The 24,501-nt window shown below is 75.1% G+C and carries 20 protein-coding genes; 12 read left to right on the plus strand and 8 right to left on the minus strand.

The annotated features are described in order from the left end of the window. Positions 1–78 precede the first annotated feature (78 nt). The 4 genes from ACZ4M8_RS21240 to ACZ4M8_RS21255 all read left to right on the plus strand — a co-directional run bounded on the left by ACZ4M8_RS21240 (position 79) and on the right by ACZ4M8_RS21255 (position 4,793). Positions 79–408: a laminin G gene (locus ACZ4M8_RS21240; RefSeq protein ID WP_467609590.1), complete on the plus strand. Its 330-nt coding sequence runs from the start codon at positions 79–81 to the stop codon at positions 406–408. A gap of 1,323 nt (positions 409–1,731) precedes the next feature. Beyond that, positions 1,732–1,986, plus strand: coding sequence for a hypothetical protein (locus ACZ4M8_RS21245; protein ID WP_467609592.1), 255 nt, complete (start codon positions 1,732–1,734; stop codon positions 1,984–1,986). Between the two features lie 182 nt (positions 1,987–2,168). Next, positions 2,169–3,824: a class I adenylate-forming enzyme family protein gene (locus ACZ4M8_RS21250; protein ID WP_467609594.1), complete on the plus strand. Its 1,656-nt coding sequence runs from the start codon at positions 2,169–2,171 to the stop codon at positions 3,822–3,824. A gap of 378 nt (positions 3,825–4,202) precedes the next feature. Then, complete coding sequence (locus ACZ4M8_RS21255; RefSeq protein ID WP_467609596.1) at positions 4,203–4,793, plus strand: TIGR03086 family metal-binding protein; 591 nt, start codon at positions 4,203–4,205, stop codon at positions 4,791–4,793. A gap of 495 nt (positions 4,794–5,288) precedes the next feature. On the opposite strand, the gene ACZ4M8_RS21260 is transcribed toward ACZ4M8_RS21255, so the two are convergent. Beyond that, a complete protein-coding gene (locus ACZ4M8_RS21260; protein WP_467609598.1) occupies positions 5,289–6,914 on the minus strand; it encodes a FadD3 family acyl-CoA ligase in 1,626 nt (541 codons plus the stop codon). A 93-nt stretch (positions 6,915–7,007) separates the two neighbouring features. On the opposite strand from ACZ4M8_RS21260, the gene ACZ4M8_RS21265 reads away from it, so the two are divergent. Genes ACZ4M8_RS21265 through ACZ4M8_RS21275 form a run of 3 tightly spaced genes read left to right on the plus strand, consistent with a single transcriptional unit; the run spans position 7,008 to position 9,467 of the window. Then, positions 7,008–8,159: a lipid-transfer protein gene (locus ACZ4M8_RS21265; RefSeq protein WP_467609600.1), complete on the plus strand. Its 1,152-nt coding sequence runs from the start codon at positions 7,008–7,010 to the stop codon at positions 8,157–8,159. 25 nt (positions 8,160–8,184) lie between these two features. Beyond that, positions 8,185–8,667, plus strand: coding sequence for a Zn-ribbon domain-containing OB-fold protein (locus ACZ4M8_RS21270; protein WP_467610000.1), 483 nt, complete (start codon positions 8,185–8,187; stop codon positions 8,665–8,667). Further along, entirely contained in the window at positions 8,664–9,467 is an 804-nt protein-coding gene (locus ACZ4M8_RS21275; protein ID WP_467609602.1) for an enoyl-CoA hydratase/isomerase family protein, read from the plus strand. Before ACZ4M8_RS21270 ends, ACZ4M8_RS21275 begins: the two co-directional genes overlap by 4 nt. Here the strand turns inward: ACZ4M8_RS21275 and ACZ4M8_RS21280 are convergent. Further along, on the minus strand, positions 9,427–9,984 hold the full coding sequence (locus tag ACZ4M8_RS21280) for a hypothetical protein (RefSeq protein WP_467609604.1): 558 nt from the start codon (positions 9,982–9,984) through the stop codon (positions 9,427–9,429). The genes ACZ4M8_RS21275 and ACZ4M8_RS21280 overlap by 41 nt on opposite strands. Positions 9,985–10,218: 234 nt before the next feature. Between ACZ4M8_RS21280 and ACZ4M8_RS21285 the strand changes: the two genes are divergently transcribed. Further along, entirely contained in the window at positions 10,219–11,484 is a 1,266-nt protein-coding gene (locus ACZ4M8_RS21285) for a hypothetical protein (protein ID WP_467609606.1), read from the plus strand. Positions 11,485–11,571: 87 nt separating this feature from the next. Here the strand turns inward: ACZ4M8_RS21285 and afsK are convergent, their stop codons facing one another. Together afsK and ACZ4M8_RS21295 are read right to left on the minus strand one after the other, a co-directional pair. Next, complete coding sequence (afsK, locus tag ACZ4M8_RS21290) at positions 11,572–14,106, minus strand: protein serine/threonine kinase AfsK (RefSeq protein WP_467609608.1); 2,535 nt, start codon at positions 14,104–14,106, stop codon at positions 11,572–11,574. A gap of 719 nt (positions 14,107–14,825) precedes the next feature. After that, positions 14,826–15,617 (minus strand): VOC family protein, encoded by a 792-nt coding sequence (locus ACZ4M8_RS21295; protein ID WP_467609610.1) that lies wholly within the window; start codon positions 15,615–15,617, stop codon positions 14,826–14,828. A 366-nt stretch (positions 15,618–15,983) separates the two neighbouring features. On the opposite strand from ACZ4M8_RS21295, the gene ACZ4M8_RS21300 reads away from it, so the two are divergent. Beyond that, entirely contained in the window at positions 15,984–16,631 is a 648-nt protein-coding gene (locus ACZ4M8_RS21300; RefSeq protein WP_399089404.1) for a TetR family transcriptional regulator, read from the plus strand. A gap of 346 nt (positions 16,632–16,977) precedes the next feature. Here the strand turns inward: ACZ4M8_RS21300 and ACZ4M8_RS21305 are convergent, their stop codons facing one another. Continuing rightward, positions 16,978–18,204, minus strand: a complete 1,227-nt coding sequence (locus ACZ4M8_RS21305) for an acyl-CoA dehydrogenase family protein (protein WP_467609612.1) — start codon at positions 18,202–18,204, stop codon at positions 16,978–16,980. Between the two features lie 235 nt (positions 18,205–18,439). On the opposite strand from ACZ4M8_RS21305, the gene ACZ4M8_RS21310 reads away from it, so the two are divergent. Continuing rightward, on the plus strand, positions 18,440–19,639 hold the full coding sequence (locus ACZ4M8_RS21310) for a thiolase C-terminal domain-containing protein (protein ID WP_467609614.1): 1,200 nt from the start codon (positions 18,440–18,442) through the stop codon (positions 19,637–19,639). Positions 19,640–19,728: 89 nt separating this feature from the next. On the opposite strand, the gene ACZ4M8_RS21315 is transcribed toward ACZ4M8_RS21310, so the two are convergent. Beyond that, a complete protein-coding gene (locus ACZ4M8_RS21315) occupies positions 19,729–20,895 on the minus strand; it encodes a macrolide family glycosyltransferase (RefSeq protein ID WP_467610002.1) in 1,167 nt (388 codons plus the stop codon). A gap of 618 nt (positions 20,896–21,513) precedes the next feature. Here ACZ4M8_RS21315 and ACZ4M8_RS21320 point away from each other — a divergent pair. Next, on the plus strand, positions 21,514–22,239 hold the full coding sequence (locus ACZ4M8_RS21320; RefSeq protein WP_467609616.1) for a pyridoxine/pyridoxamine 5'-phosphate oxidase: 726 nt from the start codon (positions 21,514–21,516) through the stop codon (positions 22,237–22,239). 277 nt (positions 22,240–22,516) lie between these two features. After that, positions 22,517–22,786 carry a hypothetical protein gene (locus tag ACZ4M8_RS21325; RefSeq protein WP_467609618.1) on the plus strand — a complete coding sequence of 90 codons (270 nt, stop codon included), beginning with the start codon at positions 22,517–22,519 and terminating at the stop codon, positions 22,784–22,786. 55 nt (positions 22,787–22,841) lie between these two features. On the opposite strand, the gene ACZ4M8_RS21330 is transcribed toward ACZ4M8_RS21325, so the two are convergent. Together ACZ4M8_RS21330 and ACZ4M8_RS21335 are read right to left on the minus strand one after the other, a co-directional pair. Next, entirely contained in the window at positions 22,842–23,723 is an 882-nt protein-coding gene (locus tag ACZ4M8_RS21330) for an alpha/beta fold hydrolase (protein ID WP_467609620.1), read from the minus strand. Between the two features lie 251 nt (positions 23,724–23,974). Beyond that, positions 23,975–24,499 (minus strand): GNAT family N-acetyltransferase, encoded by a 525-nt coding sequence (locus tag ACZ4M8_RS21335; RefSeq protein WP_467609622.1) that lies wholly within the window; start codon positions 24,497–24,499, stop codon positions 23,975–23,977. Positions 24,500–24,501: the final 2 nt, after the last annotated feature.

Raw genomic sequence — 24,501 nt, forward strand, 5'->3', positions numbered from 1 at the left:
TCCGCCCGTCCGGCGACCCACGGGGGAGTTGCCGGGCGGGCGGGTCCATCAACGCCCACGCACAGGAGTTGAGCCACCATGACCACGCAGCATCCGCAGCACGGAGACAGCAACGACACCGTGCGCCCGATGGACAGCAACCGCCCCATCCGTCCGATGGACAGCAACCGTCCGATCCGCCCGATGGACAGCAACCGTCCGATCCAGCCGATGGACAGCAACCGTCCCATCCGGCCCATGGACAGCAACCGTCCCATCCAGCCGGCGGACGCCGCGGGGACCGTCCACACCCGGGACAGCAACCGTCCGATCATCGACCCGGCCACCGCGACCGACCGTCCGGCCGCGACCGGCGGCGGCATCGAGACGAAGGACAGCAACCGTCCGATCGCCGAGCCGAAGCACTGAGACCCGGTGAGCCGCCGTAGGTGCCGCGTCGTACCGTCCACCGGACGCGGCGCCCACGGCGCGCTCGCCGAGGGCCGGTCCCCGCACGGCGTGCCGTAGGGGACACGGCCCGGGTGCCACAGGTACGGCGGCACGGTGTACTCCCGGACGGGGGAAGACCGGGGGTATGTGCCGACGTACCGGCACCAGGGAGGATGGTCCGTTCCGCGGGCCCCGGGGGGATCGGGGCACCGGTGGAACGGCCCGGGGGGGCCGGGCTCTGGGGAGGGCCCGGGACGTCGGTGGCGGCCAGGCCGGGGGATGGCCCGGCTGCCGCTGACGGGGGGGAGGCCGCGCCGTCAGGACCGGCGGCGCGGTGGCAAGAGGGGGGCGGGGCCCGGGTCTGTCGGCTCGTGTCCCGTAGGGCTCGCCCGTGGGGGGCGGCCCGTACGGAGCTCCGTACGGATCGCTCCCCCGGGCCGAGGCCGTGGGGTCCGGGGCTCGTGGGCCGGAAGGTCCGTGGGCCCGTGAGGCCCGAGGGGGAAAGACGTCCGGGCGGGCGGCACCTGGGGAGGGGCCGACCGTTCCGGGCGCCCGGCGCCACCGTGCGCCGGGCACGATCGGGGGATCGTGGCGGCCGGTTTCGATGACGTAATCAGGGGAGCCATCGAAACCGGCCGTACCCGTGCCCGAACCCTTACGGGGGCGGGCCGCCCGGCACGCCTCCCGCACACGATCCGTGTGCAGGTGCAGATGTGACCCTTACGGGTGTGCGTGCGGCCCTTACGGGGTGGAGGCCCGGCCCTTACGGGGGGCGGGGGTGCCTGGACAGTACAACCGGTGCGGCCGGGCCGGGGGCCGGGACGTGAAGGCGAGCCGATCCGGGCGGCCGGGGCGGGCAGGGAACCGAACCGGTCAGGAAACGAGCCGTTCGTGAGGCCGGGCCGGTCGTGAGACCACGGTGCTGCGGCTCGGTCCCGGTAACCGGCGCTCTTCGTGAGACCGCGCTCGGCCGCGTGTCCACCGGTGTGCGGAAGGTGGCGCGGCGCAGCGGGCGGATGGGGGCACGGTGCCTGCCGGACCTGCCCGAAAAGCGGTGCGGAGGCGAGCGGTTGTCGTCTCCCGGCAGTGGCGGCGATGCGGTTGCAACGTTCATGGCGGCGGCCGGACGGGGCTACGGAGGGGGCTTCCGCTCTTCCAAGAAGGCTTCAACTCGCGTGTTTTTTGGGCAACTTCCCGTGATTTGCTCGAACATCTGGCTGACAAGAGGCTACCGTCGTCTGGTCAGGCACGGTTCACACAAGGGAACGCCCCCTTACGCATACCCCACCTTTTGGAGCTGGCATGAACCGCATCACGCGCACCCTGGTCACGGCCGCCCTCGGCGTCTCCGCCCTCGGCATCGCGGCCTCCCCCGCCCTGGCCGACAGCCACATCCCGTCGCCCCCCACCACCACCGGCGACAGCCACATACCGTTCACCCCGGCGGACAGTCACATCCCGTTCGCCCCCGGTGGGGTCTCCGCGAGCGACAGCCACATCCCGGTCACGCCCGGCACCGTCACCACGAGCGACAGCCACATCCCGCTCGTCCCGTAGGGGCGCACCCGTACGGCACCACCCGGCGGCCGGCCCCGCACCCGTAAGGGTCCTGCGGGTGCCGGCCGCGGGCGCTTCCGGGGCCGGGTCCGGGGCGCGTACCGGGGACCCCGACCTGGACCTGACGGAGCATCAGTTCTACTCTGGCGGCCCGCACCGCTCCCTCGTGGTCAGGAGGCGCCGTGTTCGAGCCCGGTCGGGTGCAGACGCTCTGGGAACTGGTCGAGTACCGCACGAGGGCCTCCCCCGGGGCGCCGATGTTCTTCGACGCCGAGGGGCGGCGGGTCGGCTTCGCGCAGGCGCGGAACGCGGCCCTGCGGATCGCCGCCGGGCTGTGGGGGCGGGGCGTCCGGGCCGGTTCGCGCGTGGCCTGGCAGTTGCCGACCCGGATCGGGACGGTGCTCGTCTCCCTCGCGCTGGCCCGGCTCGGGGCGGTGCAGATACCCGTGCTCCACCTGCTGCGGGAGCGTGAGGTCGGCTTCATCCTGGCGGAGTCGGCCGCCGAATTCGTCCTTGTCCCCGGGGTGTGGCGGGACGTCGACTTCACGGCGATGGCGCGGAAGGCGGCCGGGGACGGCGTACAGGTGCTGACGGTCGGGAACGGCGCGGGCCCGCGTGAGGGCCCTCGCACCGGGGAGAGCACCGGGGGGCAGGGTGCGGGACGCACCGTGCCGGACGGTGGTGACGGACGGGAGTTCGGGCTGCCGACCGGTGATCCCGGGGTGCTGCCCCCGCCTCCGGCGGCGCCGCTCCCGGGCGTCCCGGCGGTGACGACCTGGATCTACTACACGTCCGGCACGACCGCCGCCCCCAAGGGCGTCGAGCACACCGACGCGACGCTGATCGCCGGAGGGTTCGGGCTGGCCACGGCGCTGGGCATGACCGCGGACGACGTCGGCTCGATCGCATTCCCGTACGCCCATATCGCCGGGCCGGACTACCTCGTCGCGATGCTGGCCGGCGGCTTTCCCGCCGTCGTGCTGGAGACCTTCCGGCCGGCGGAGGCGGCGGCCGTCCACCGGCGGTACGGCGTCACCATGGCGGGTGGCAGCACCGCGTTCTACCAGGCATTTCTCGATGCTTCGCGGCGGCACCGGGAGGAGTCGCCCGGCGCCGGACGGCTCCTGCCGTCGCTGCGGCTGCTCTCCGGCGGCGGGGCGCCGCTGCCGCCCGAGCTGTACGCCGAGACCGTCGCGGAACTGGGCTGCGCGCTGGTGCACGGCTACGGCATGACGGAATGCCCCATGATCACGATGGGCACGCCGTACGACACGGACGAACAGCTGGCCCGGACGGCCGGGCGGCCCGTCACGGGCGCGGCCCTGCGGATCGTCCGGCCGGACGGCTCCGAGGCCGCGACCGGGGAGAGCGGTGAGGTGACGGTCAAGGGGCCGATGGTCTTCCGGCGGTACACCGATCCCGCGCTGACCGCCGCCGCGTTCGACGCGGACGGCTACTTCCGCACCGGTGACCTGGGGTATCTGCGGCCCGACGGGCATCTCGTCCTCACCGGGCGGCTCAAGGACATCATCATCCGCAAGGGCGAGAACATCTCGGCGCAGGAGATCGAGGAACTGGTCCTGACCTACCCGGGCGTCGCCGAAGCGGCGGTGATCGGGCTCCCCGACCGGACACGCGGCGAACGGGTCTGCGCCGTCGTCACCCTCACCACCCCCACGGCCCCGCCGCCCACCCTGGCCGCGCTCACCACCCACCTGCGCGCGGCCGGCCTGATGACCCAGAAACTCCCGGAACAGCTGGAGATCACCGACGCCCTGCCCCGGGGCGGCCCCCTGGCGAAGGTCCTGAAGAACGTGCTCAGGGAACGGTACGGGTGAGGTGCGGGGTCTGCCGCCGGGGTGACGGGTTCCGGGGCGCCGGGTTCCAGGTCGCTGGGCGGCAGGTCGCTCTGGGCGGCAGGTGGCTGGGCTCTGGGCGATAGCCGGGTGGGCACCGGAGAGCGCGTGCGGGGAGGGACGGTCAAGAGTCGGGTGGGCGCCGGAGGGCAGGCGGTGGCCGGGAGCGGGGACCGGTGAGGCGGGGCCGCGCCTGCCGGTAGCCGGAAAGCCGGAAAGGGTGCCCGTATCCGGCTGGGCGCCGTCTCCCCGGTGACCGTCCCGGTGTGGCGGCCGGGGTGCGGGGCGCGTGGCCGCTTCACTGAGGGCCGGGCCGGTGGTGTCGGCCGGTGCCGGTGATGACGGAAGGAAGGCCCGCACATGACGGAGACCATCGACTTCGGTGCGCAGACCGCGCTGATCGCCCACCTCGCCGCCCGCACCCGGGACGACCAGCTGGCGGCGCCCACCCCGTGCACGGAGTACGCGGTACGGAACCTGCTGGGGCATCTCACCGGCCTGACCTCGGCTTTCCGGGACGCGGCGGCCAAGGAGACGGGCCCCGCGACCGCGACCCCGCCGGGGAGTGTCCTGCCCGACATCGCCCCCGGATGGCGCGACGAACTGGCCGCCAACCTCGACGCGCTGGCCGCCGCCTGGCACCGCCCGGACGCCTGGGAGGGTGAGACACAGGCCGGTGGCCTCGCCCTGCCCGCCGCCCTCGCCGGGAGGATCGCGCTCAACGAACTGATCCTGCACGGCTGGGACCTCGCCCGCGCCACCGGCCAGCCCTACGCCCCCGACACCGCGAGCCTCGGGGTGTCGTACGCGCTGCTCGCCCCCGCCGCCGAGGACCCCGAACGCGGTGGGATGTTCGGCCCGGCCGTGCCCGTATCGGACGACACCCCGCTGCTGGACCGCGTCGTCGCCCTGAGCGGCCGCCGCCCGGACTGGACCCCGCCCCGGGGGTGACGGCCGAGCAGGGCGCGGCCCTCCCCCCCCCGGCCAGGAGCCCGCTCGGCGAGGGGCCCGGCTCGGCGAGGGCCGCGCTCGCCGAGAGGCCCGATCGGCGAGGCCCCGCTCAGCCAGGGCCTGGTTCGACCGGGATCCGGCGGCCCGGACCCGGCGCCCCGGACCCGCTCCGCCCCGGAGAGAGCCGCACCACCACCGTCCGGTGACGCTCCGGGCCCGAGCCTCGGATCGCCCGGGGAATCCGACGGGTCCGGGGTCCAGACACCGGGTCGGCGCCGGAACCGTGCCCTGGCCACCGAGCACCGGACCCAGGCCGCGGACCCAGGCCCCGGGCCCAGACTCCGGACCCAGGCCCCGGTCCGGCCTCAGCGCCTTGCGGCCCTCCGGCCCGGCTCACGTACGGCACCGTTCACCGGGCCAAGTCCCCTCCGGACCAATCCCCTCCCCCAGGCGCAGCCCCTCACAAGCTCAAGGCCCCGGTCCCCGCCCCCGAGGTCACCGCCCCGCCGACTCCCGGAGCCGGGTCTTCAGTACCTTTCCGCTCGCGTTGCGGGGCAGTTCGGAGAGGAACTCGACCTGGCGGGGCACCTTGTAGTTGGCCATCTCGCGGCGTGACCAGGCGATGAGGTCGTCGGCGGTCAGGCTCGCGCCGGAGCGGCGGACGGCGTACGCCTTGCCGACCTCGCCGAGCCGGGCGTCGGGTATCCCGACGACGGCTATCTCCGCGATGTCCGGGTGGCGGCCGAGGAGTTGCTCGATCTCGGCCGGATAGGCGTTGAAGCCACCGACGATGAACATGTCCTTGAGGCGGTCGGTGATGCGGAGGTTGCCGTCCGCGTCGAGGACGCCGACGTCGCCGGTGCGCAGCCAGCCGTCGGCGGTGCGGGTACGGGCGGTGGCCTCCGGATCCTCGAAGTAGCCGGACATGACGTGGTACCCGCGGACCTGGACCTCACCGGGCGTGCCGGACGGCAGGGGCCGGTCCGCGGGGTCGGCCACCCGGATCTCGGTGCCGGGGACGGCCCGGCCGCTGGTCGCGGCGACGGTCCCGGGCGGATCGCCGCGGCGGCACATCGTGACGAGGCCGCCCGCCTCCGACAGGCCGTACGCCGTCAGGACGGTGGCGACGCCCAGCTCACCGCGGAGCCGTTCGACCAGCTCAAGGGGGACGACGGCGGCGCCGGTGACCACCAGCCGCAGCGCGGACAGGTCGTGCCGGGACCGGGCGGGGTGCTCCAGTATCTGCTGGTGGAGAGTGGGCGGGCCGGGCAGGACGGAGATCCGCTCGGCGGCGATGCGGGCGAGCGTGGCCTCGGCGTCGAAGACCGGCTGCGGCACCATCGTGGCGCCCCGCAGCAGACAGGCGACGATGCCCGCCTTGTAACCGAACGTGTGGAAGAAGGGGTTGACGATGAGATAGCGGTCCCCCTCCGTCAGCCCGGCCAGGGCGCTCCAGGTGTCGTAGGCGCGGAGCGTCTGGGCATGGGTGAGCACCGCGCCCTTGGGGTGCCCGGTGGTGCCGGAGGTGAAGAGGATGTCGGAGGGGTCATCAGGGCGGACGGCGTCGGCGCGCTCGCGGACCGCGCGGGAGGGGACCGCGGCGCCGGCGGCGAGGAACGCCGGACGGCTGTCGAAGTCGGCCGGGGCATCGTCGGCGAGGACCACCACCCGCTCCAGATCCGGCAGACCGGGCAGCGGGCCGTCGCCGGTTCCCTCCCCGGCGGCGCGACGCAGCGCGGCGACGTACGAGGTGCCGAGGAAGGCGCCGGTGACGAAGAGGAGCCGGGCCCGGGTGCGGCGCAGGACGGCGGCCGCCTCGGCGCCCTTGAAGCGGGTGTTGACGGGGACCAGGACGGCCCCGGCGGTGACGGCGCCGAGCGCGAAGACGATCCAGTCGGGGGTGTTGGGCGCCCAGACGGCGATGCGGTCGCCGGGGGTGATGCCGGCGGCGAGGCAGGAGGCGGCGGCCCGCTCGACGCGTTCGCCCAGCTCGGCGTAGGTGAGGCGGGTGCGGCCCCCGACCACGGCCTCGCGCGGGCCGTACCGCTCGGCGGCCTCGCGCACCAGGCGGGGCAGGGAGCCGTACCGCAGATCGGCTCGCGTTTCCAGGTCGTCGCGCATCGAGAACCGCCTCCCGCGAAAGAGCTGACTACCCGTCAGATTAGCGGTAGCCTCCTCGGCTGTCAGTACGGATGACCGACCACGGAGGTGGCCATGGGGGCGACCCTCAAGGACGCGACGGCGATAGCCGGCATCGGGCAGACTCCGTTCGCCAAGAGGCTGGAGGAATCCGAGAAGACCCTCGCCTGCCGGGCGATCCTCGCCGCGCTCGACGACGCCGGGATCGCCCCCTCGGAGGTGGACGCCTTCGCCTCTTACACGATGGAGGAGACCGACGAGGTCGAGATCGCCAAGGCCATCGGCGCCGGGGACGTCACCCACTTCTCCAAGGTCGGCTACGGCGGCGGCGGTTCCTGCGCGACCGTCGCCCACCTGGCCGCCGCCATCGCCACCGGACAGGCGCATGTCGGCATCGCCTGGCGCTCGCGCAAGCGCGGCTCCGGGCCCCGCCCGTGGAAGAACACGCAGGTGCAGCTGCCCACCCCGGGGCAGTGGACGCGGCCCTTCGGACTGCTGCGGCCCGCCGACGAGATCGGCATGCTGGCCCGCCGCTACATGCACGAATACGGCGCCACCCGCGACCACTTCTTCAACGTCGCCCTCGCCTGCCGCAACCGCGCCAACCAGAACCCGGCCGCGATGATGTACGACCGGCCGCTGACCCGCGAGATGTACATGACCGCCCGCTGGATCAGCGAACCCCTCTGCCTCTTCGACAACTGCCTGGAGACGGACGGCGCGCTGGCCTGCGTCGTGGTCTCCGCCGAGCGCGCCCGCGACTGCCGCCGCCCGCCCGTGTACGTCCACGCCGCCGCCCAGGGGCTGCCCGCCCAGCACCACGGGATGGTCAACTACTGGAACGACGACCCGCTCAGCGGACCCGCCTGGACCGCCGCCCGCCAACTGTGGAAGCACGCCGATCTCGGCCCGCAGGACGTCGACGTGGCGCAGATCTACGACGCCTTCACCCCGCTGATCCCGCTCTCCCTGGAGGGCTACGGCTTCTGCGGGCGCGGCGAGGGCGCGGCCTTCACCGAGGGCGGCGCCCTGGAGACCGGCGGGCGGCTGCCGGTCAACACCTCCGGCGGCGGCCTCTCGGAGGCGTACGTCCACGGCTTCAACCTCATCACCGAAGGCGTCAGGCAACTGCGCGGCACGAGCACCGCGCAGGTGCCCGGCGCCGCCACCTGTCTGGTCACCGCGGGCGAGGGAGTCCCCACCTCGGCCCTGCTGCTGAGGAGTTGATCGGCACATGCATTCGCGTAAGGACATGTCACAGAGCGTGACACACCCCACTGACAATCCCGCCGATACCACCGCTGACCTGCTGCTTCCCGTGCCCGACGAGGACGGCGCGCCGTTCTGGGAGTACGCGGCACGCGGCGAACTGCGCGTCCAGACCTGCGCGGAGTGCGCCGCCCGGCGCTTCCCGCCGCGCCCCTGCTGCCCGCACTGCCAGTCCTTCGACAGCCACTGGTGCGCGACCTCGGGCCGCGGCCGCGTCTGGTCGTTCGTCGTCCCGCACCCGCCGCTGCTGCCCGCCTACGCGGCGCAGGCGCCGTACAACGCCGTCGTCGTGGAGCTGGCCGACGCGCCCGGCATCCGGCTCGTCGGCAACGTCGTCGCGGACGCCGGTGCCCGCCTGGACTCCGTCGATCCGGCGCGGTTGCGGATCGGCGCGCCCGTACGGGCCGTCTTCCACACCCTGCCCGGGGGCGTGACGGTGCCCCGCTGGGTCCTGGAGCGGCCGTGAGCGTCCGCACCGAGATCAACGACGGCGTCGCGCTGGTCACCCTCGACCGGCCCGGCAAGCTCAACGCCCTGGACCTGGCCGCCGCCGCCGAACTCGCCGGGATCTGGCAGGCGTTCCGCTTCGACACCTCCGTACGCGCCGCGGTCGTCACCGGGGCGGGCGGCCGGGCCTTCTGCACCGGTATCGACCGCGACGTCACCGTCGCGCAGCCGCCGTCGCCGTACTCCCTCGACGACCCCCTGCTGCGCATCGGGCCGAAAACCAACGACCTGTGGAAACCGGTGATCGCCGCGGTCGACGGGATGGCCTGCGGCGGCGCCTGCTACCTGCTGGGCGAGGCGGAGTTCATCATCGCGTCGGAGCACTCCACCTTCTTCGACCCGCACACCACCTACGGGATGGTCAGCGCCTACGAGGCGATCCTCATGGCGCAGCGGATGCCCTACGGAGAAGCCGCCCGGATGTGCCTGATGGGCACCGCGGAGCGGCTGGACGCCGTCCGCGCCCACCGCACGGGCCTGGTCTCGGAGCTGACCGCCCCGGGCGAGGCGACGGCGACCGCGCTGCGCCGCGCCGCGGTACTGGCCGCGCAGCCCACCGACGCCGTGCAGGGCACCGTACGGGCGCTGTGGGCCGCCCACGAGGCGACCCGGGAGCGGGCGCTGGCCCAGGCGCCGCACCTGATCGCGCTGGGAAATCTGCCCCCGGAGCGCCAGGCGGAGCTGTTCGCGGCCCGCGAGCGCGCCCCGGGGCGCCCCGTCACATCCGGGACTTCTGCGCCCGGGTCACCTCGCAGGTGAACCAGAAACGGGCGAACGACGAGCCGTTGACGGTGTAGCGCGCGGTGTACGTCTCGGTGGCGCCGGGCGCCACCGTGATGCTGCGGGTGTGCCGCCCGTAACTGGTGCCGTCCGCCGGGCGCGCCTTCATCCAGTCGATCTCCATGTCGTACGAGAAGGTGTCCGACAGGGAGGTGTTGGTGACGCTGATCCGGTAGGTGAACTCGTGCAGCGAGTTGGAGAAGTTGCACCCGCTGCCGCGCACGTCGGAGCGGCCGTCGGGGTCGTACGTCTCCATCGTCGGCGACGGGGAGTACGAGGGCGAATAGGCGTCGCTGGGCGAGTAGCTGTCGGTGGGGTCCGCGCCGTACGACGAGGTCGCCCCGGGGGACGGGCTCGCGGTCAGGCCCGGGGCCACCGTGGGGCGGGCGTAGCTGAACGGATTGAGCTGCGCGCAGCCGCCCACCGCGGCGGCCGTGACCGTGACCAGTGCGGCCGCGACCGCGGCCCGTGCGCGCGTACGTGTGCGCTGCTGCATAACGCTGTCCATCCCCCGTGACACCTGTGAACTCGCCGGAAAACCAGGCCGCGCCGCCCGGCGGCCCCGGGCCTGACGCGTGCACGGCACCCTAGCAAGGGCCGGTGACAGACGGACGCCGCACGGGGACGGGCCGGGGCCCTACGGGCACCGCGGCTGCCGCGCGGCCCCGGGCGGGCAGGCGTAGCGTCGGGACGGAGGACATCAGGACGACGCGGAAACGAGGCGACGCCGGTGGTGCGCAACGTGTTCGGCTCCCTGATCGCCCTCATCGGAGCGACGGCCGCCGTATGGAGCCCCTTCCGTCCCTGGTACGACGGCCGTCCCGCGCGTGACGTCCGGATCGAGGACCTCTTCGGCGGGCTCACCCGCGCCGCCGCCGAACTGCCCGGCTCCCTCTTCCTGCCGATGGCCTTCGCCGCGCTGCTCACCCTGGCCGGCGTGGTGCTGCGCAGCCGCGCCCCGGTGGCGGTGGCCGGTGTGGTGGTGCTCGGCTTCACCATCCTGTGGATGGTCCGGCAGGGCCAGGCGGCGGGCAGTCTGACCGCCGGACCCCGGGGCGGACTGGGCGACGGGGTGGCGTTCGCGTTCGGCGGCGGTCTGCTGCTGCTCCTCGGCGCGGTGGTGATGAGCGGCCACCGCCCCGCCCACGGACGCCACAGCCGGGGACGGGACGACGAACCGGCGCCGCGCCGCACCGGAGCGCCCCGGGAGCCCGCGGTCACGCCCTACGACGAGCAGGGGTACGGGAGTTCGCCGGGGGCGCACGACGCGCCGCCCGCGCCGGTGGCCCCGCCCTGGGATCCGGGGCGCCCACCCGCACAGGAGGGGCGCCCGCCCCCGCCCCTCGCGCCCGGCCCGCCCCCGGAGGAGAACGGCCGGCCCCAGCCCCCCACGCCCCCGGTGCGGTGGGCCGAGGAACTGCGCCGGCACCCCGGCACCAGCCCGCAGGCAGGCGCCGAGGAGCCGCACGCCCCCACGGGCGCCCACGCCACAGGAGCCACCCCCCGGTACGGCACCGGTCCGCCCGAGGAAACGGGCTCCGCCAAAGGCCCTGGGACCTGGCCCGCCCCGGGCGACTCACCCGACGCGACCGTCCCCTTCCCCCCGGTACGCCCCGGCGACCGCGCCACCACGGCGGGCGACGGTGCGGCCGGCCCCCTGGACGAGACGGTGCGGCAGCGGGCCGTACGCCCCGGCGGGCCCGGGGGCGGCCGGGCCGGGTCACCGGGCGGGACCGGCCCCGGGGCGACCGGTGCGCACCGCGCTCCCGGGGCGACCGGGCCTGGCGGACCCGGTGCGTACAGCCCTCCCGGAACGCCCTCCCCCACCGCGGCGGCACCGGACGACCGACACCCCCCGCAGAACCTGCCCTCCCCGGGGGAACCACCCGGCCCCGGCGCCCTCCCCGCTCCGGACAACCCTCCGCCCACGGACGAACCACCGGATCCCGGCGAGTCCCCGCGCCGCCCGGGGGGCGACGGGCACGGCGCCCCCTGAGCGCCTCGCCCGGGAACGGCGGCGGCGCCCCGGAGCCTCCTGGCCCCGGGGCGCCGTCGCCCGCGTTCCCTTCCCGTACCGGGGTGCTCAGGCCCGTCGGGCCTGGCCCGTCCCCCGGGCCGCGTCGAGGGCGTACACGCAGCGGTCCTTGCTGCACGCGTACACCACGCCACCGGCGGCGACGGGCGTACCGGTGATCTCGCCGCCGGTCGCCAGTTTCCAGCGGAGCTGGCCGCCCATCGCGTCGAGGGTGTAGAGGCAGTGGTCGGCGGAGCCGAAGTGGACGCGGCCCTCGGCGACGACCGGGGCGCCGATGACCTCGCCGCCCGCCTGGAACCGCCAGCGCGGCGTGCCGGTGACGGCGTCGAGGGTGTAGAGCGCCTTGCCGCTGCCCAGGTGGACGGCGCCGTGGGCGACCAGGACCGGTTCGGTGGCCTGCCGGGGCTCGGTCGCGATGCGCCAGCGGTCCCGGCCGTCGGCCGCGTCCAGGGCGTAGACCGTGCCGAGGTAGTCCACCAGGTAGACGCCGCCCCCGGTGACGGCCGGGCCCGGGGCGAAGGCAGGCGGGCTCACGAACACCGCCGGCGCCTCGAAGTGCCAGCGCACCTCGCCGCGGGCGATGTCGACGGCGAGCGCCCGCGCGCCGGCGACGACGTACACCATGCCGTCCGGGGCGGGCAGCAGCCGCACCGGGACGCCGCCGCAGGCCGCGGCGTCCCCGACCCGGCAGGACCAGCGCTCGGCGCCGCTGCGGACGTCCAGCGCCTTGAGGCAGCCATCGGCGCAGACGAAGACCGTGCCCTCGTGGAGCACGGGGGCCGCCTCGGCGGTCTCGAAGTCGGTCTGCGCCCCGCGGATCTCCCACCGCAGCTCGCCGGTGGCCGCCTCCCACGCCTGGACGCCGCCGCCCCGGGTGCTGGTGATGACGGTGCCGTGCGCCGCGGACAGCGCGTACACCCAGCCGTCGGTGTTCAGCCGCCAGTGCTCGGTGCCGTCGACGGCGTCCAGCGCGTACAGCGTCGGGCCGTCGGAGGCGTGGATCCGGCCGTCGGCGACCGCCATCGCCCAGGCCACATCGCGGGTCTTGAACTTCCGCCGCCCGCTGCCCACGTCCAGGGCGTGCACCTCGAAGGAGGTGACGTACAGCAGGTCACCGGCGACGGCCGGGGTGCCCCAGACGTCGTTCGACATACGGAAGCGCCAGGGGCGCCAGCGGCCCGGCTCCGCGCCGGGCGGGTCGGCGGGCGCGGGCGGCTGCTCGGGGCGCGCCGGGGCGTCGGCCGGCGGACGGCCCGCCTGCGCGGGCACCCCGTGGGTGGTGCCGCCCGGGGGACGTACCCAGTCCGTCGCCCTGGCGTGGCCGCGCGGGGTCTCCCGGGCGTCGGACGCGCGCGGGCCCGGCCCTATCGGCGCGGCCGACGCGCCCAGGCGTACGGGCCCGCCGTGGCCGTCCGCCTCGGGCGCGGCCGGAGCGTCCAGGGGCGGGGCGACGCGGGCCGGGGCGGGGTCGGGGCCCGGGGCGGGCAGCGGGCCGGCGCCGGTGCGCGGGTCGGCGCCGCGGTGCGCGCCCGGTCCGGCGCCGATCCGGCCGGGCCAGCCGGTGGCGGGGGCGGCGGCCGGGGGTGCGCCCACCGGGCGCGGGGGTGCGTCCTGCGGGGGCCGCGGGGGCTCCGGCGGGCGGGCCGGGGCGCGGTCGGCCCCGCCGGAGCGGCCGGAGCGCCCGCCGCGGCGCCCCTCGATGAGGGCGACGGCACCGGGCGGCAGCCACGCGGAGGCGGTGCCGCTGTCGTCCGTACCGGAGCCGAAGAGATGCGGGGCGAGCTGGGACTGGAGGTCGGCCGGGGACGGCCGGTGGGCCGCCTCCATCTGCATACAGGACTCCATCAGGGGCCGCAGTTCGTCCGGCAGCCCGGCGAGGTCGGGGCCCTCGCGCAGCAGCATGAAGACCGTCTCGACGGGGTTGGCGCCGTGGAACGGCGCGTGCCCGGTGGCGGCGAAGACGAGGGTGGAGCCGAGCGAGAAGACATCGCTGGCGCCGGTGACGCTGCGGGAGTCGCGGGCCTGCTCGGGCGACATGTAGGCGGGCGTGCCGACGGCGACGTTGGTCATGGTCAGGCGGGTGTTGGAGACGCCGGAGGCGATGCCGAAGTCGATGACCCGGGGGCCGTCCTCGACGACGAGGACGTTGGAGGGCTTCAGGTCCCGGTGGACGAGTCCGGCGCCGTGGATGGACTGCAGCGCCTCGGCGATGCCCGCGGCCAGCCAGCGCACCGCCTGGGCGGGCAGCGGTCCGCACTCGTTGACGATCTCCTCCAGGGAGGGCGCCGGGACGTACGCGGTCGCCAGCCACGGCACCGCGGCGCGCGGGTCGGCGTCGACCACCGCCGCGGTGTAGAAGCCGGACACCGCGCGGGCCGCCTCGACCTCGCGCGTGAAGCGGACCCGGAACAGCTGGTCCTCGGCCAGCTCCGTGCGCACCGTCTTGATCGCCACGCGCCGGCCGGACGCCGAACGCGCCAGATAGACCAGTCCCATGCCGCCGGCCCCGAGACGGCCGAGCACCTCGAACGGGCCGATCCGCCGGGGATCGTGCTGCGTCAGCTGCGTCAGCTGCTCCACCACTTGCCTGCCACCTCCCCGTGGGGCGTAAAAGAGACTCTCCAAAGCACCACGCCGCCGAGAGCCACTGCCCCGTGCAGCGTCTCACCGCTGGCCTGAACGGCCATATGCGAGCTGATTCTTCCTGGCGAAGGCGACGGTGGCGAACCCGGGGCCCGCGCGCGGCTGCACCGGGCCGCCCCCGCACTACGCGGCGACGCCGTCACCCAACGTGATCAATCCCTGTCTGACGTGCACCGATGCATCCACCCGAAGGCGCCGCCCGCCCCCCGCCGACCGGCCGCGGCGCGGGCCTCCGGGCCGGTACGGGACCGAGCTGCGGCACCCGGTGCGGCCCGCCCGTACGGACCGGACGCGGGCGATGGCGCGGTGTCCGGAAACTGACGGTCCGGGCCGGTCGCCGCGGGCCGCCCGTCAGCCGGGAACGACGCTCCGTGACGGGTGGGCCGCCGGTCTCCGGGCCCCGGGGCGGCGCTCGCGGTGCGCCCCTCGGGCCGGGCGGCGGGCGCGGGTGCGCGGGGCGCCGCCCGGCCGCCGTGCCGCGCCCGGCCCCGGCCGCCGTGCGGTCCGCCGCGGCGTCCACCGTGCGGTGCGCTCGCGGCGCCGATCCCTGCTGGTCATGCGTTCCCCGTCGTCGCCCGCCCCGGCCCGTCTCCGGTCACGCCGGGCGGCCCTGCCGTTCCCTCTGCCGTGCTGTCCATGCGCATTCGCTGCCGTACTCGTCAATTCTGCGGTCTCGCGGGCTGTTTCGGGGCCATGACACCGAACGTGGCGCCCTGATTGTCACGGAGGAGCGCGAACGGGCCCCCGGGGGAGGAGTGCGGTCCGCCCGTGACGGTTCCGCCGAGGGCGGTGGCGATGCGCACCGTCTCGTCCATCGTGTCGGTCAGGAAGCAGACGGTGAAGTGGTCGGGGACGTCCGGGCGGTCGGGGCCGAGGGCGACGCGGCAGCCGATCTCCCGGTCCGCGCCGGGCAGCCGCCACGGCAGGCAGCCGGGCCCCGCCGTCGGGCCGCCGGGGACGCCGGTGAAGCCGAAGACCTCGGAATAGAAGGCGTCGGCGGTGTGCGGGAGGCGGGTGTTCAGGCCCATCCAGACGTAGCCGCCGGGTTCGCCGGAGATCTCGAAGCCGCGGTGCGTGCCGGCCTGCCAGACGTTGAAGACGGCGCCTGAGGGGTCGGTGGCGACCATCAGGGTGCCGAGGTCGCCGACGGGCATCGGGGCGCACACGATCCGCCCGCCGGAGCGGATGACGCTCTGCTCGGTGCGGGCGATATCGGGGGTGGCGAAGGAAATGCCCCAGGATACGGGCATCGACGGATCCGGCCGCGGCATCAGTGCGGCGGCTTTCCGGCCGTCGCGGAAGGCGACGGTATAGCCGCCGAATTCGGCGGCGCCCTCGTCGAAGGTCCAGCCGAACAGCTCTCCGTAGAAACGCTTTCCGGCGCCGAGATCGGGGAGCATCGCATCCACCCAGCAGGGTGCGCCCTCCGGGAATGCCGTGATCGCCGTCATAGGGGCACGCTAGCGGTGTTCACCGGGCACCGCCCGCCAGGAATTCGAACGCATGCGTCAGCCGTCCGGGCGTGCGGACTCAACGGCGCTGCGGAACAGGGGACTTAACGCGCGGCCGTCCACCGAACTTGTCCACAGGCTGTTGATAAGGGGATTCACCGGTTCGGCTCAATCGGCTGTTTCCGGGACGCCGCGCCCAGGCCCGGGAGGTGCCCGCGCCGCAGCCGCTCGGGGGAGGCGACTCCGGAGCGGCCGTACGGCACCGCGTGGTGGCGGAATCAACCGGGACCGAATATCCCTAACTCCCCCATCCCCATTTGCAGGCAGCCAAATCGCGCTCCGTTCCCCCCTCGGTAAGCTGACGGCATGACAGGACAAGTGCGAACCGTCGACGGCAGAGTTGCCGGCCGCCGCGGGCAGGCGACGCGGCAGAAGCTTCTCGACTGCCTCAGTGAAATGCTCAGTTCATCCCCGTACCGGGATGTGAAGGTCATTGACGTGGCCCGAAAAGCGGGCACTTCACCCGCTACGTTCTATCAGTACTTCCCCGACGTGGAGGGCGCCGTCCTCGAAATCGCCGAGGGGATGGCGAAAGAGGGCGCGGAACTGACCGATCTCGTCGCCGGGCGTTCCTGGGTCGGAAAGTCCGGTTGGGCGGCGGCGGAGGAGCTGGTGGACGGCTTCCTGTCGTTCTGGCGCCGGAACGACGCGATTCTCCGTGTCGTCGATCTGGGGGCCGCCGAGGGCGACAAGCGGTTCTACAAGATCCGCATGAAGATCCTCAATGCCGTGACCAACTCACTCACGGAATCCATCGAGGACCTGCAGAGCCGGAACAAGGTCGACAAGGAGGTGAGTGCGGCGGCCATGGCCGGTTCGATCGTGGCCATGCTGGCGGCTGTCGCGGGCCATCAGAAGGGATTCCAGAGCTGGGGCGTCAAACAGGCCGAACTGAAGCCCAATCTCGCGCTGTTGGTCCATTTCGGCGTCACCGGAAAGAAGCCCACGAAGTAATACGGGCAACCGCCCACCGGCCGGCCCCGCTCCCCGGGCCCGCCCGCGGAAGCCCGTACGGATCCACCCGGCGCCGACGCAGCCGCCGGGAGCACCGCACCGGTCCGCCGCGCCCCTGTGGCGCCACCCCCACCGCGGACCCCGACCCCACCCAGGGTCTCCCGCTCCCCCCACCCGTTCCCCCCGCCGCCGGGCCCCGCCCGGCGCCGCCCCCCTTGCCTTCCCCGCGTCCTCCCCGGTCAGCGCCGCGCCGACCGGACAGGACCGGCCCGCCGCCCTGCCCGGGGCCGCCGCACGGCGGCCGGCGGCCGGAACGCCGGGGCCTCGCCGGGCCTCCGCACCCCTTTCACCGGGCGGCCGTCACGGCGCCTTCGGGCGGCCCGGTCCGTACGGGCTCCCCGGTGGTGAACAGGCCCGCCACCTCGGCGGCGCGCTCGCGCAGCCGGTGCACGGGGCCCAGCAGCAGTTCGTCGCAGGCCGCCCGGCGGCCGTACGCCGCCCCCTCCTCCCCGGGCGGCGGCGCCTGGGAAGCCACCGCCCGCTGTACCTGGAGCGCCTGAGCCAGGGCGAGCGCCCCCGCGCCCGGTTCGGCCGAGCCCGCGGCGGTGTACGCGGCGGCGCGGGCGGCACGTACGGCGGCGTACAGCTCCGCCAGGCGCGCCCCGTCGCCCGCCGTGGCGCCCCCGTTCCGTACCCGGGCGGCGGCGCGGGCGAGCACCGTACCGGCCGCGCCCGCCGTTTCCGCCGCCAGCGCCGCGGCGGCCACCGCGCCGACGGCGGCGAGCGCGGCGGCCTCCGGCGCCACCCCCGGGGCGTCCTCCTCCGGGCCCAGCAACTCACCCTCGACCTGCCGGAGTTCCAGGCGGGCGCAGGGGCGTTCGCCGGGCGGTGCGGGCAGCGCGGTCCGGCGCAGCCCCGGCGCCTTCGCCGGTACCAGGAAGAGGCGGGTGCGGCTGCGGGCGAAGCCGCCGGTGTGGGCGGCGACCAGCAGGAGGCCGGCGGTGTGTCCGTCCGGGACCCGCGCCGCCTCGCCGTAGAGCAGCCACCGGCCGCCGTCCGCCGGTGACCGGCCGGGACCGCCGGGGACCCTGCGGGCCTGGAGGCCGCCGGCGCGGCCGCCTCCGGCCCAGTCGCCGCCGTTCGGGCCGGTGAGGGCGAGCGCGGTGGCCAGTTGTCCGGCGGGGACGGCGGTGGCGCAGGTCAGCTCCCCGGCGGCACAGCGCGGCAGGAGTGCGGCGCGCTGCGGTCCGGTGCCGAGGGCGAGGAGCAGCGGCGCGGTGAGCACGGCGGTGGCGAAGAGCGGGGACGGCCGCAGCGTCCGGCCCGTCTCCTCGCAGGCCACGGCGAGCGCGGCGGGCCCGCCGCCGCCTCCGCCGTACGCGGCCGGCAAGGCGATCCCGGCCAGCCCCGCCCGTTCCGCGAGGCGCCGCCAGCCGTCACCGGAGAAGGGATCGTCCGGCGCGGGGTCCGCACCGCCGCCGTCCGGCCTCCCGTCCGCGCGGGAGCCGTCACCCAACCCGGCGCGCAGGGTGCGGCGGAACTCTTCCTGTCCCTCGGTGGTCGCGGCGTCCATCGGCGGGCTCCTCCCGGCCGTGCGGCAGCGCCCTCCGGTACGGCGGCGGGCGGCCGGGGACGCGGCCCCGTGGCGTCGGCCGCGTACCGGCGGGCGGCCGTCGCGGTATCTGACGGCTCGTCATGGTAGGGACGGGATACGGACTTTCCTAGAGGCGGGCCGGCGCCGCTCCCACGCCCACAGGGAAGCCCCGACCCCTGCCGCGCCCTCCCGTATCTGATGTACCGTCAGATTCATGACGTCGCCGGGGAACCCCTACGGGAAGCGCAAGGTCGCCATAGCCGGAGTCGCCCTGTCCGACTGCGGACGGGTGCCGGACGCCACGCCGTACGCACTGCACGCGCAGGCCGCGCGCCGGGCGCTGGCCGACTCCGGGCTCGACCGGGGCGATATCGACGGGTTCGCCTCGGCGGGGCTCGGCACGCTGGCGCCCGTCGAGGTCGCGGAGTACCTGGGGCTCCGTCCCACCTGGGTGGACTCGACCTCGGTGGGCGGTGCGACCTGGGAGGTCATGGCCGCCCACGCCGCCGACGCCATCGCCGCCGGCCACGCCCGCGCGGTCCTGCTGGTCTACGGCTCCACCGCCCGTGCCGACCTGCGGGCCGGGCGCCGCACCGCCAACCTCTCCTTCGGCTCCCGCGGCCCCCTCCAGTTCGAGGTCCCCTACGGGCACACCCTGATCGCCAAGTACGCGATGGCCGCCCGCCGCCATCTGCACCAGTACGGGACGACCCTGGAACAGCTCGCCGAGGTGGCCGTCCAGGCACGGGCCAACGCGGCCACCAACCCGGACGCCCTGTACCGCGATCCGGTCACCGTCGACGAGGTGCTGGCCGGGCCGATGATCGCCGACCCGTTCACCACACTGCACTGCTGCGTCCGCTCGGACGGCGGCTGTGCCGTGCTGCTCGTCGCCGAGGAGCTCGCCGCGGATCTCGCCGCGCCCCCGGTGTGGGTGCTCGGCACCGGCACCGCCGTCTCGCACGCCACGATGTCGGAGTGGGAGGACTTCACCGTCTCCCCCGCCGTCGTCTCCGGACGCCTCGCCTTCGAGCGCGCCGGTGTCCGCCCCGACGAGATCGAGATCGCCCAGCTCTACGACGCCTTCACCTACATGACCCTGGTGACCCTGGAGGACCTGGGCTTCTGTGCGAAGGGCGAGGGCGGCGCGTTCGTCGAGGGGGGCCGGCTGCTGCGGGACGGGGCGCTGCCCGTCAACACCGACGGCGGCGGTCTGGCCGCCTGCCATCCCGGGATGCGCGGCCTGTTCCTGCTGGTCGAGGCCGTACGGCAGCTACGCGGCACGGCCGGGGAGGGCCGCCAGGTCCACCGCCCGGACGGCGCCGGGGGCACCCGCCCGCCCCGGCTGGCGGCCGTCTCCGGCACCGGCGGGTGGTTCTGCTCGTCGGGGACGGTCGTGCTGGGGGCGGCGTAGGCGGGGCGCCGTCCGGACGGGGACCGGCGTCCCCGGGGCGGACCCGTAGGGGGCGGGCGCCGAGCCGGGCCCGGCGCCCGCCCCGGGGCTCACCCTCCGGCCGTGATCCGCTCCAGCCGTTCCTCGATCAGGTCGGCGGCGCGCCGGGCGCCGCCCTCCGCGCGGGCGTCGGCGCGGAGGGCGGCCGTCCGGGCCGCCGTCCCCGGATCGGCCAGCAGCTCCCGCAGCGCCGTACGGAGCGCGTCGGGCGTCGCGTCGGCGGTGTCGAGCCGGCGGGCGACGCCCAGCTCCACGAGGCGGTCGGCGTTGATGAACTGCTCGGCGCCCTGCGGCACCGCGATCATCGGCACCCCGCAGGCCAGCGCCTCCCCGCAGCTGCCCATCCCGGCATGGGTGACGAACGCGTCCGCCTGCTCAAGGATGGCCAACTGCGGTACCCACGAACGGACTTCGACGTTGCCGGGCACCTCGCCCAGCTCCGCCGGATCGACGTACCGGCCGATCTGGAGCACCACGTGCCAGCCGGGCAGCTCACCGAAGGCGGCGACGCACCGCCGGTAGAACTCCGGCTGCCGGGTGTACGCGCTGCCCAGCGAGACCAGCAGCACCTTCTCGGCGCCGGCCGGGCGATGCCAGCTCTCCCGGTCCGCGCGCGCCCGCGAGCAGGGCCCGACGAACGTCACCCGGCCGGGATCGACCCGGTCGGCGTGCGGCTGCATGGCCCGCGGGATCAGCGCCAGCGCCCGCCGGGGCCGCCCGCTGAACTCCGCCACGTCCCAGGTCGTCGCCCCGGACGCGGCCAGCCACGCCGCGAACCGCGCGGTGTACGCCTCGGCGCCCGGCAGCCCGGCGAACGCGGCGCCCACCTCCTCCTCCGCACCGTCCCAGCCGACGAAGGTCGGCGACAGCTGCACCAGCTCCCGCCCCTGCGCCTCGGCCAGCGCCCGGCCCGCGAACGCGCCGATGTCGTGAAGGTAGAGGTCCGCCGGATCCTCGTCGTAGAAGGCCCGCAGCTGCGGCAGGACCTCGACGGCCTCGTCGAGGAAGAGCGACGCGGCGGCCACCGGGTCCTCGGGCCAGAGGTTGGTGACCACCGGCAACACCGTGGTGTGGCGGACCCACTCGGCGCCGGTCGGCCGGATCAGCTCGGCGGCGTGCTCGGAGTTGGCGTAGGTGACGCGGTGCCCGCGCGCCACCAGCTCACGGATGATCTCCAGACCGGGCAGCACATGGCTGACCATCGGCGTTCCCACCATGGCGATGTGCGCGCGCCGCCCCACGGGCGCGTCGGCCCCCGGCGGCGCCTGCGCCGACCTGCGGGACGGGGCGTGCGGGCGCGGGGTGTTGCTGTCAGGCATGACATTCCTCTGCAGTGATCTACGCATACGGGGTGCCGTGCGCGGGATACCGCGGCGGCACGCGGACGGGGCCTCACCCCGGGCGCCGCGCGGCGGTCACGGCTCCGGTCACCGCGCGGCGGTGACGGTTCCGGACGTCACGGAGCGGCCGCGGTCCCGGCGTACGAAGGGCACGGGAGCGACGCGGCACGGACCGGCACGGAGCCGGTCGACCGGGAGAGGGCGGGGCGGGCGGCAGGCGCCCGGCCCGGTCAGCCGTAGATCTGGCAGAAGTGATGCATGCGCCGACCGTAGAACAACCGTGCGTGAGGGCGCCATGGGTTTTTCCGGCGGGGGCCATGGCTTTCCCCCGGCGGGAGCGGGGCGGGCCCCGGGCGGCGGCACGCCACCGGATTCCGGCCGCACCGGGCGCGGGCCCGCCGGGCCGGACCCGCACGCGCGCCTCCGGGCGGGCGCCCGTACGCGCACCGGCCCCGCGCCCGCCCCTCGCCGACGCCGCCCCCGTACGCTCCCGGTATGGCCGACGACTCCACGAATCAGCGCCGGGACGGCTCCGGGGCGACGCCCTCCGGTGCCGCGCACGACGAGGACCTCGCCTTCCGCGAGCTGCTGCGGGGACTGCGGGTCTGGGACCATCCACTGCCTCCGTTCGACGCCTCGCGGGCGCCGGACGCGCCGCTTCCGCTCTTCCGCCGCTGGCTGCGCGAGGCCGCCGAGGCGGGACAGCCCGAGCCGCACACGATGGCCCTGGCCACCGCCGACGCCGCCGGGAACCCTTCCTCGCGCATCGTGATGCTGCACGACGCCGACGAGCGGGGCTGGCACTTCGGCTCCCATCGGGGCAGCCGCAAGGGACGCGAACTGGCGGACCGGCCCCGCGCCGCCCTCCTCTTCTACTGGGCGGCCGTCGCCCGTCAGGTCCGGATCGAGGGAACGGTGACCGAAGCCGGGCCCGAGGAGAGTGCCGCCGCGCTCCACGCACGCTCCACCGGCTCCCTCGCCGCCGCGCTGGTCGGACGCCAGAGCCGGCCTCTCGGCTCGGCCGCCGAACTCGACCGCGCCGCCGACGCCGCCTGGGAGCAGGCGGTCCACGAACCGGACGCCCCGGTGGGCGACTGGACCCGCTACACCCTGCACGCGGACACCGCCGAGTTCTTCCAGGGCGACGCCCGACGCCGCCACGTACGTCTCAACTACCGCATGGACGGCGGCGCTTGGCGCCGAGGACTGCTCTGGCCGTAGGGCGCGCCGAAGGCCGGTCGGGAGATTTCCGGTGGACCCTGGCACGCCCCCGAGGGCGACGCGCCTCCTCCCGTGCCGGGCACCGCCCCTGGACACTCCCCCGCTTCGGACGACACCGATTCGAAAAAACGCACCCCTCGGCGAACCTTCCACCCCGACACGCGCATCAAGAGGGGTGAACGTCGCGCGCCTTCACCGGAGTTGAGCAGCGCTCCCCCTCCAGGGAACCGCAACGCCTCACCGGGTGCTGGGCGCCGGCAAGACGCGAAGACACCCGATGAAGGAACTCATGACGCCCCTGCGCACCCGTATCGCCCTCGGCCTCGCCGTCGGCGCTGCCGTGATCACCGTCCCGCTGACCGCCTCGGCGGCGTTCGCCGCCACGCCCCCGCCCGGCAAGGGCTGGCACCAGGTCGGCGAGGAACAGTGGACGTCCTGGCGCGCCTGCCACCACCAGATGCAGCAGGACCTGAAGCTCAGCCCCAAATACCACCAGGCCACCTGCGTCAAGGAGCACGGCCGCTTCTACTCGGAGTGGATGCGCTGAGCCTGCCGCTCAGAGGCCGGTCGGCGGGGGGGCGATGCCCTCGCCGCGGCTCCGCTCAGGCCGTGTGGCGTACCAGCGCGTCGACGAGTACGGGCCAGAGCGGGCGCGGGCGGTCGTGGCCCATGTCGGGCAGGAGCAGCAGTTCGGCACCGGGCACCAGCTCCGCGGTGCGCCGCCCGCCGCTGGGGTCGATCAGCGTGTCGTCCAGACCGTGCAGCACCAGCGTCGGCACCCGCAGGTCCCGCAGCGCGTCCGCGCGGGAGCCGTCGAGGACCATCGCGGCGAGCTGCCGCCCGTACCCGCCCGGGTGGTGGCCGCGGTCGTAGCTCGCGGCGGCCAGCCGCCGCAGCTCCTCGGCGTCGCCGTACCGCCGGGAGGCCCACACCAGCTCACGGTCGGCCGTCGCGATGTACCCCTCGCGGTCGTCGGGCCGCGGGGCGAACAGCACCTCCCGCGCCTCGGGGGTGGAGCGCCCGTACTCCGGCTCGCCGGTCGTGGACATCATCGACGTCAGGGTCAGGACGCGCTCGGGGTGGGTCAGGGCCATCCGCTGGGCGATCATGCCGCCCATGGAGGCGCCGACGACATGGGCGCGTTCGATACCCAACGCGGTGAGCAGCGCGAACCCGTCGTCGGCCAGGTCCGTCAGCCGGTAGGGCGCCATCGCGAGGGCGGCGGGGAAATCCTTCGCCTTGACGGTGGCGATGAACCGGGCCGTGTCCAGGGGGTGGTCGTCGAACGTGGTCGACCGCCCGCAGTCGCGATTGTCGTACCGGATCACATGGCGGCCGCGGTCCGCGAGCGCCCGGCAGAGCCCCTCGGGCCAGCCGAGCATCTGCGCCCCGAGCCCCATCACCATCAGCACCGGAGGGTCGCCCGGATCACCGAAGCTTTCGTAGGCGAGGGACACTCCGGTCGGTACGTCGATGGTCGGCATACCGGCAGTCTGCCGGAACGCCCTGCAGGAGCACAGCCCCTTTCCCCGCCGCCGTCACCGGGCGGACACCGCGGCCGTACGGAGAGCGGGGGAGGTGTATGCCCGCCGTGGGGCCGGTCCGGTACGCCGGGGGCTCGGGCTGTCCGGCGCCGGCCCGGCGGGCCCAGACCCGGAAGGCACGGTTCCACCGGCGTACGGAAGGCTTTCACCAGGGGGTTCGACGCGGAACGGGCGGCGACCGCGGCCGGTCCTCACAGCTCCCGGAACATGATGTGCAGTCCGACGTAGCCCTTGGACGGGTGCCGGAAGCCTTCGGGGAGAGTGGCCATGATCCGGAAACCGAGGGACCGCCACAGGGCCACGGCGCCGGTGTTGGTCTCCACCACGGCGTTGAACTGCATCGCGCGGTACCCCTCGGCGCGCGCCCACGCCAGGACGTGTTCGCCCAGAGCCCGCCCGACACCCCGGCCGCCGTGGCGGGGGTCCACCATGAAGCTGGCGCCGGCGATGTGATCGGCGGCGCCCATGTGGTTGGGGTTCATCTTCGCCGAGCCGAGGACCGTACCCGCCGCGTCCACGGCGACGACGGTCCGCCCCGGCGGACGCAGCAGCCACAGCTCCCGCGCCTCCTGCTCGCCGATGTCGCGCGGATAGGTGTACGTCTCACCGGCGGCGACGATCGTCCGGAAGAACGCCCAGACGGCGGGCCAGTCGGCCGCGGTGGCTTCCCTGATCCGGAGCGGCTCCCGGCCGTGATCCTCGTTGTCGTTACACATCG

It is taken from the genome of Streptomyces sp. NPDC027185, assembly GCF_055567035.1.

What these genes read in the sequence shown, in the direction of transcription:
- ACZ4M8_RS21280 (WP_467609604.1), bottom strand. Translation starts at nt 9,984, where the DNA reads ATGCAGCAGCGCACACGTACGCGCGCACGGGCCGCGGTCGCGGCCGCA.
- ACZ4M8_RS21245 (WP_467609592.1), top strand. Translation starts at nt 1,732, where the DNA reads ATGAACCGCATCACGCGCACCCTGGTCACGGCCGCCCTCGGCGTCTCC.
- ACZ4M8_RS21320 (WP_467609616.1), top strand. Translation starts at nt 21,514, where the DNA reads ATGGCCGACGACTCCACGAATCAGCGCCGGGACGGCTCCGGGGCGACG.
- ACZ4M8_RS21270 (WP_467610000.1), top strand. Translation starts at nt 8,185, where the DNA reads ATGTCACAGAGCGTGACACACCCCACTGACAATCCCGCCGATACCACC.
- ACZ4M8_RS21310 (WP_467609614.1), top strand. Translation starts at nt 18,440, where the DNA reads ATGACGTCGCCGGGGAACCCCTACGGGAAGCGCAAGGTCGCCATAGCC.
- ACZ4M8_RS21255 (WP_467609596.1), top strand. Translation starts at nt 4,203, where the DNA reads ATGACGGAGACCATCGACTTCGGTGCGCAGACCGCGCTGATCGCCCAC.
- ACZ4M8_RS21335 (WP_467609622.1), bottom strand. Translation starts at nt 24,499, where the DNA reads ATGTGTAACGACAACGAGGATCACGGCCGGGAGCCGCTCCGGATCAGG.
- ACZ4M8_RS21330 (WP_467609620.1), bottom strand. Translation starts at nt 23,723, where the DNA reads ATGCCGACCATCGACGTACCGACCGGAGTGTCCCTCGCCTACGAAAGC.
- ACZ4M8_RS21325 (WP_467609618.1), top strand. Translation starts at nt 22,517, where the DNA reads ATGAAGGAACTCATGACGCCCCTGCGCACCCGTATCGCCCTCGGCCTC.
- ACZ4M8_RS21295 (WP_467609610.1), bottom strand. Translation starts at nt 15,617, where the DNA reads ATGACGGCGATCACGGCATTCCCGGAGGGCGCACCCTGCTGGGTGGAT.
- ACZ4M8_RS21300 (WP_399089404.1), top strand. Translation starts at nt 15,984, where the DNA reads ATGACAGGACAAGTGCGAACCGTCGACGGCAGAGTTGCCGGCCGCCGC.
- ACZ4M8_RS21240 (WP_467609590.1), top strand. Translation starts at nt 79, where the DNA reads ATGACCACGCAGCATCCGCAGCACGGAGACAGCAACGACACCGTGCGC.
- ACZ4M8_RS21315 (WP_467610002.1), bottom strand. Translation starts at nt 20,895, where the DNA reads ATGGTGGGAACGCCGATGGTCAGCCATGTGCTGCCCGGTCTGGAGATC.
- ACZ4M8_RS21305 (WP_467609612.1), bottom strand. Translation starts at nt 18,204, where the DNA reads ATGGACGCCGCGACCACCGAGGGACAGGAAGAGTTCCGCCGCACCCTG.
- ACZ4M8_RS21260 (WP_467609598.1), bottom strand. Translation starts at nt 6,914, where the DNA reads ATGCGCGACGACCTGGAAACGCGAGCCGATCTGCGGTACGGCTCCCTG.
- ACZ4M8_RS21265 (WP_467609600.1), top strand. Translation starts at nt 7,008, where the DNA reads ATGGGGGCGACCCTCAAGGACGCGACGGCGATAGCCGGCATCGGGCAG.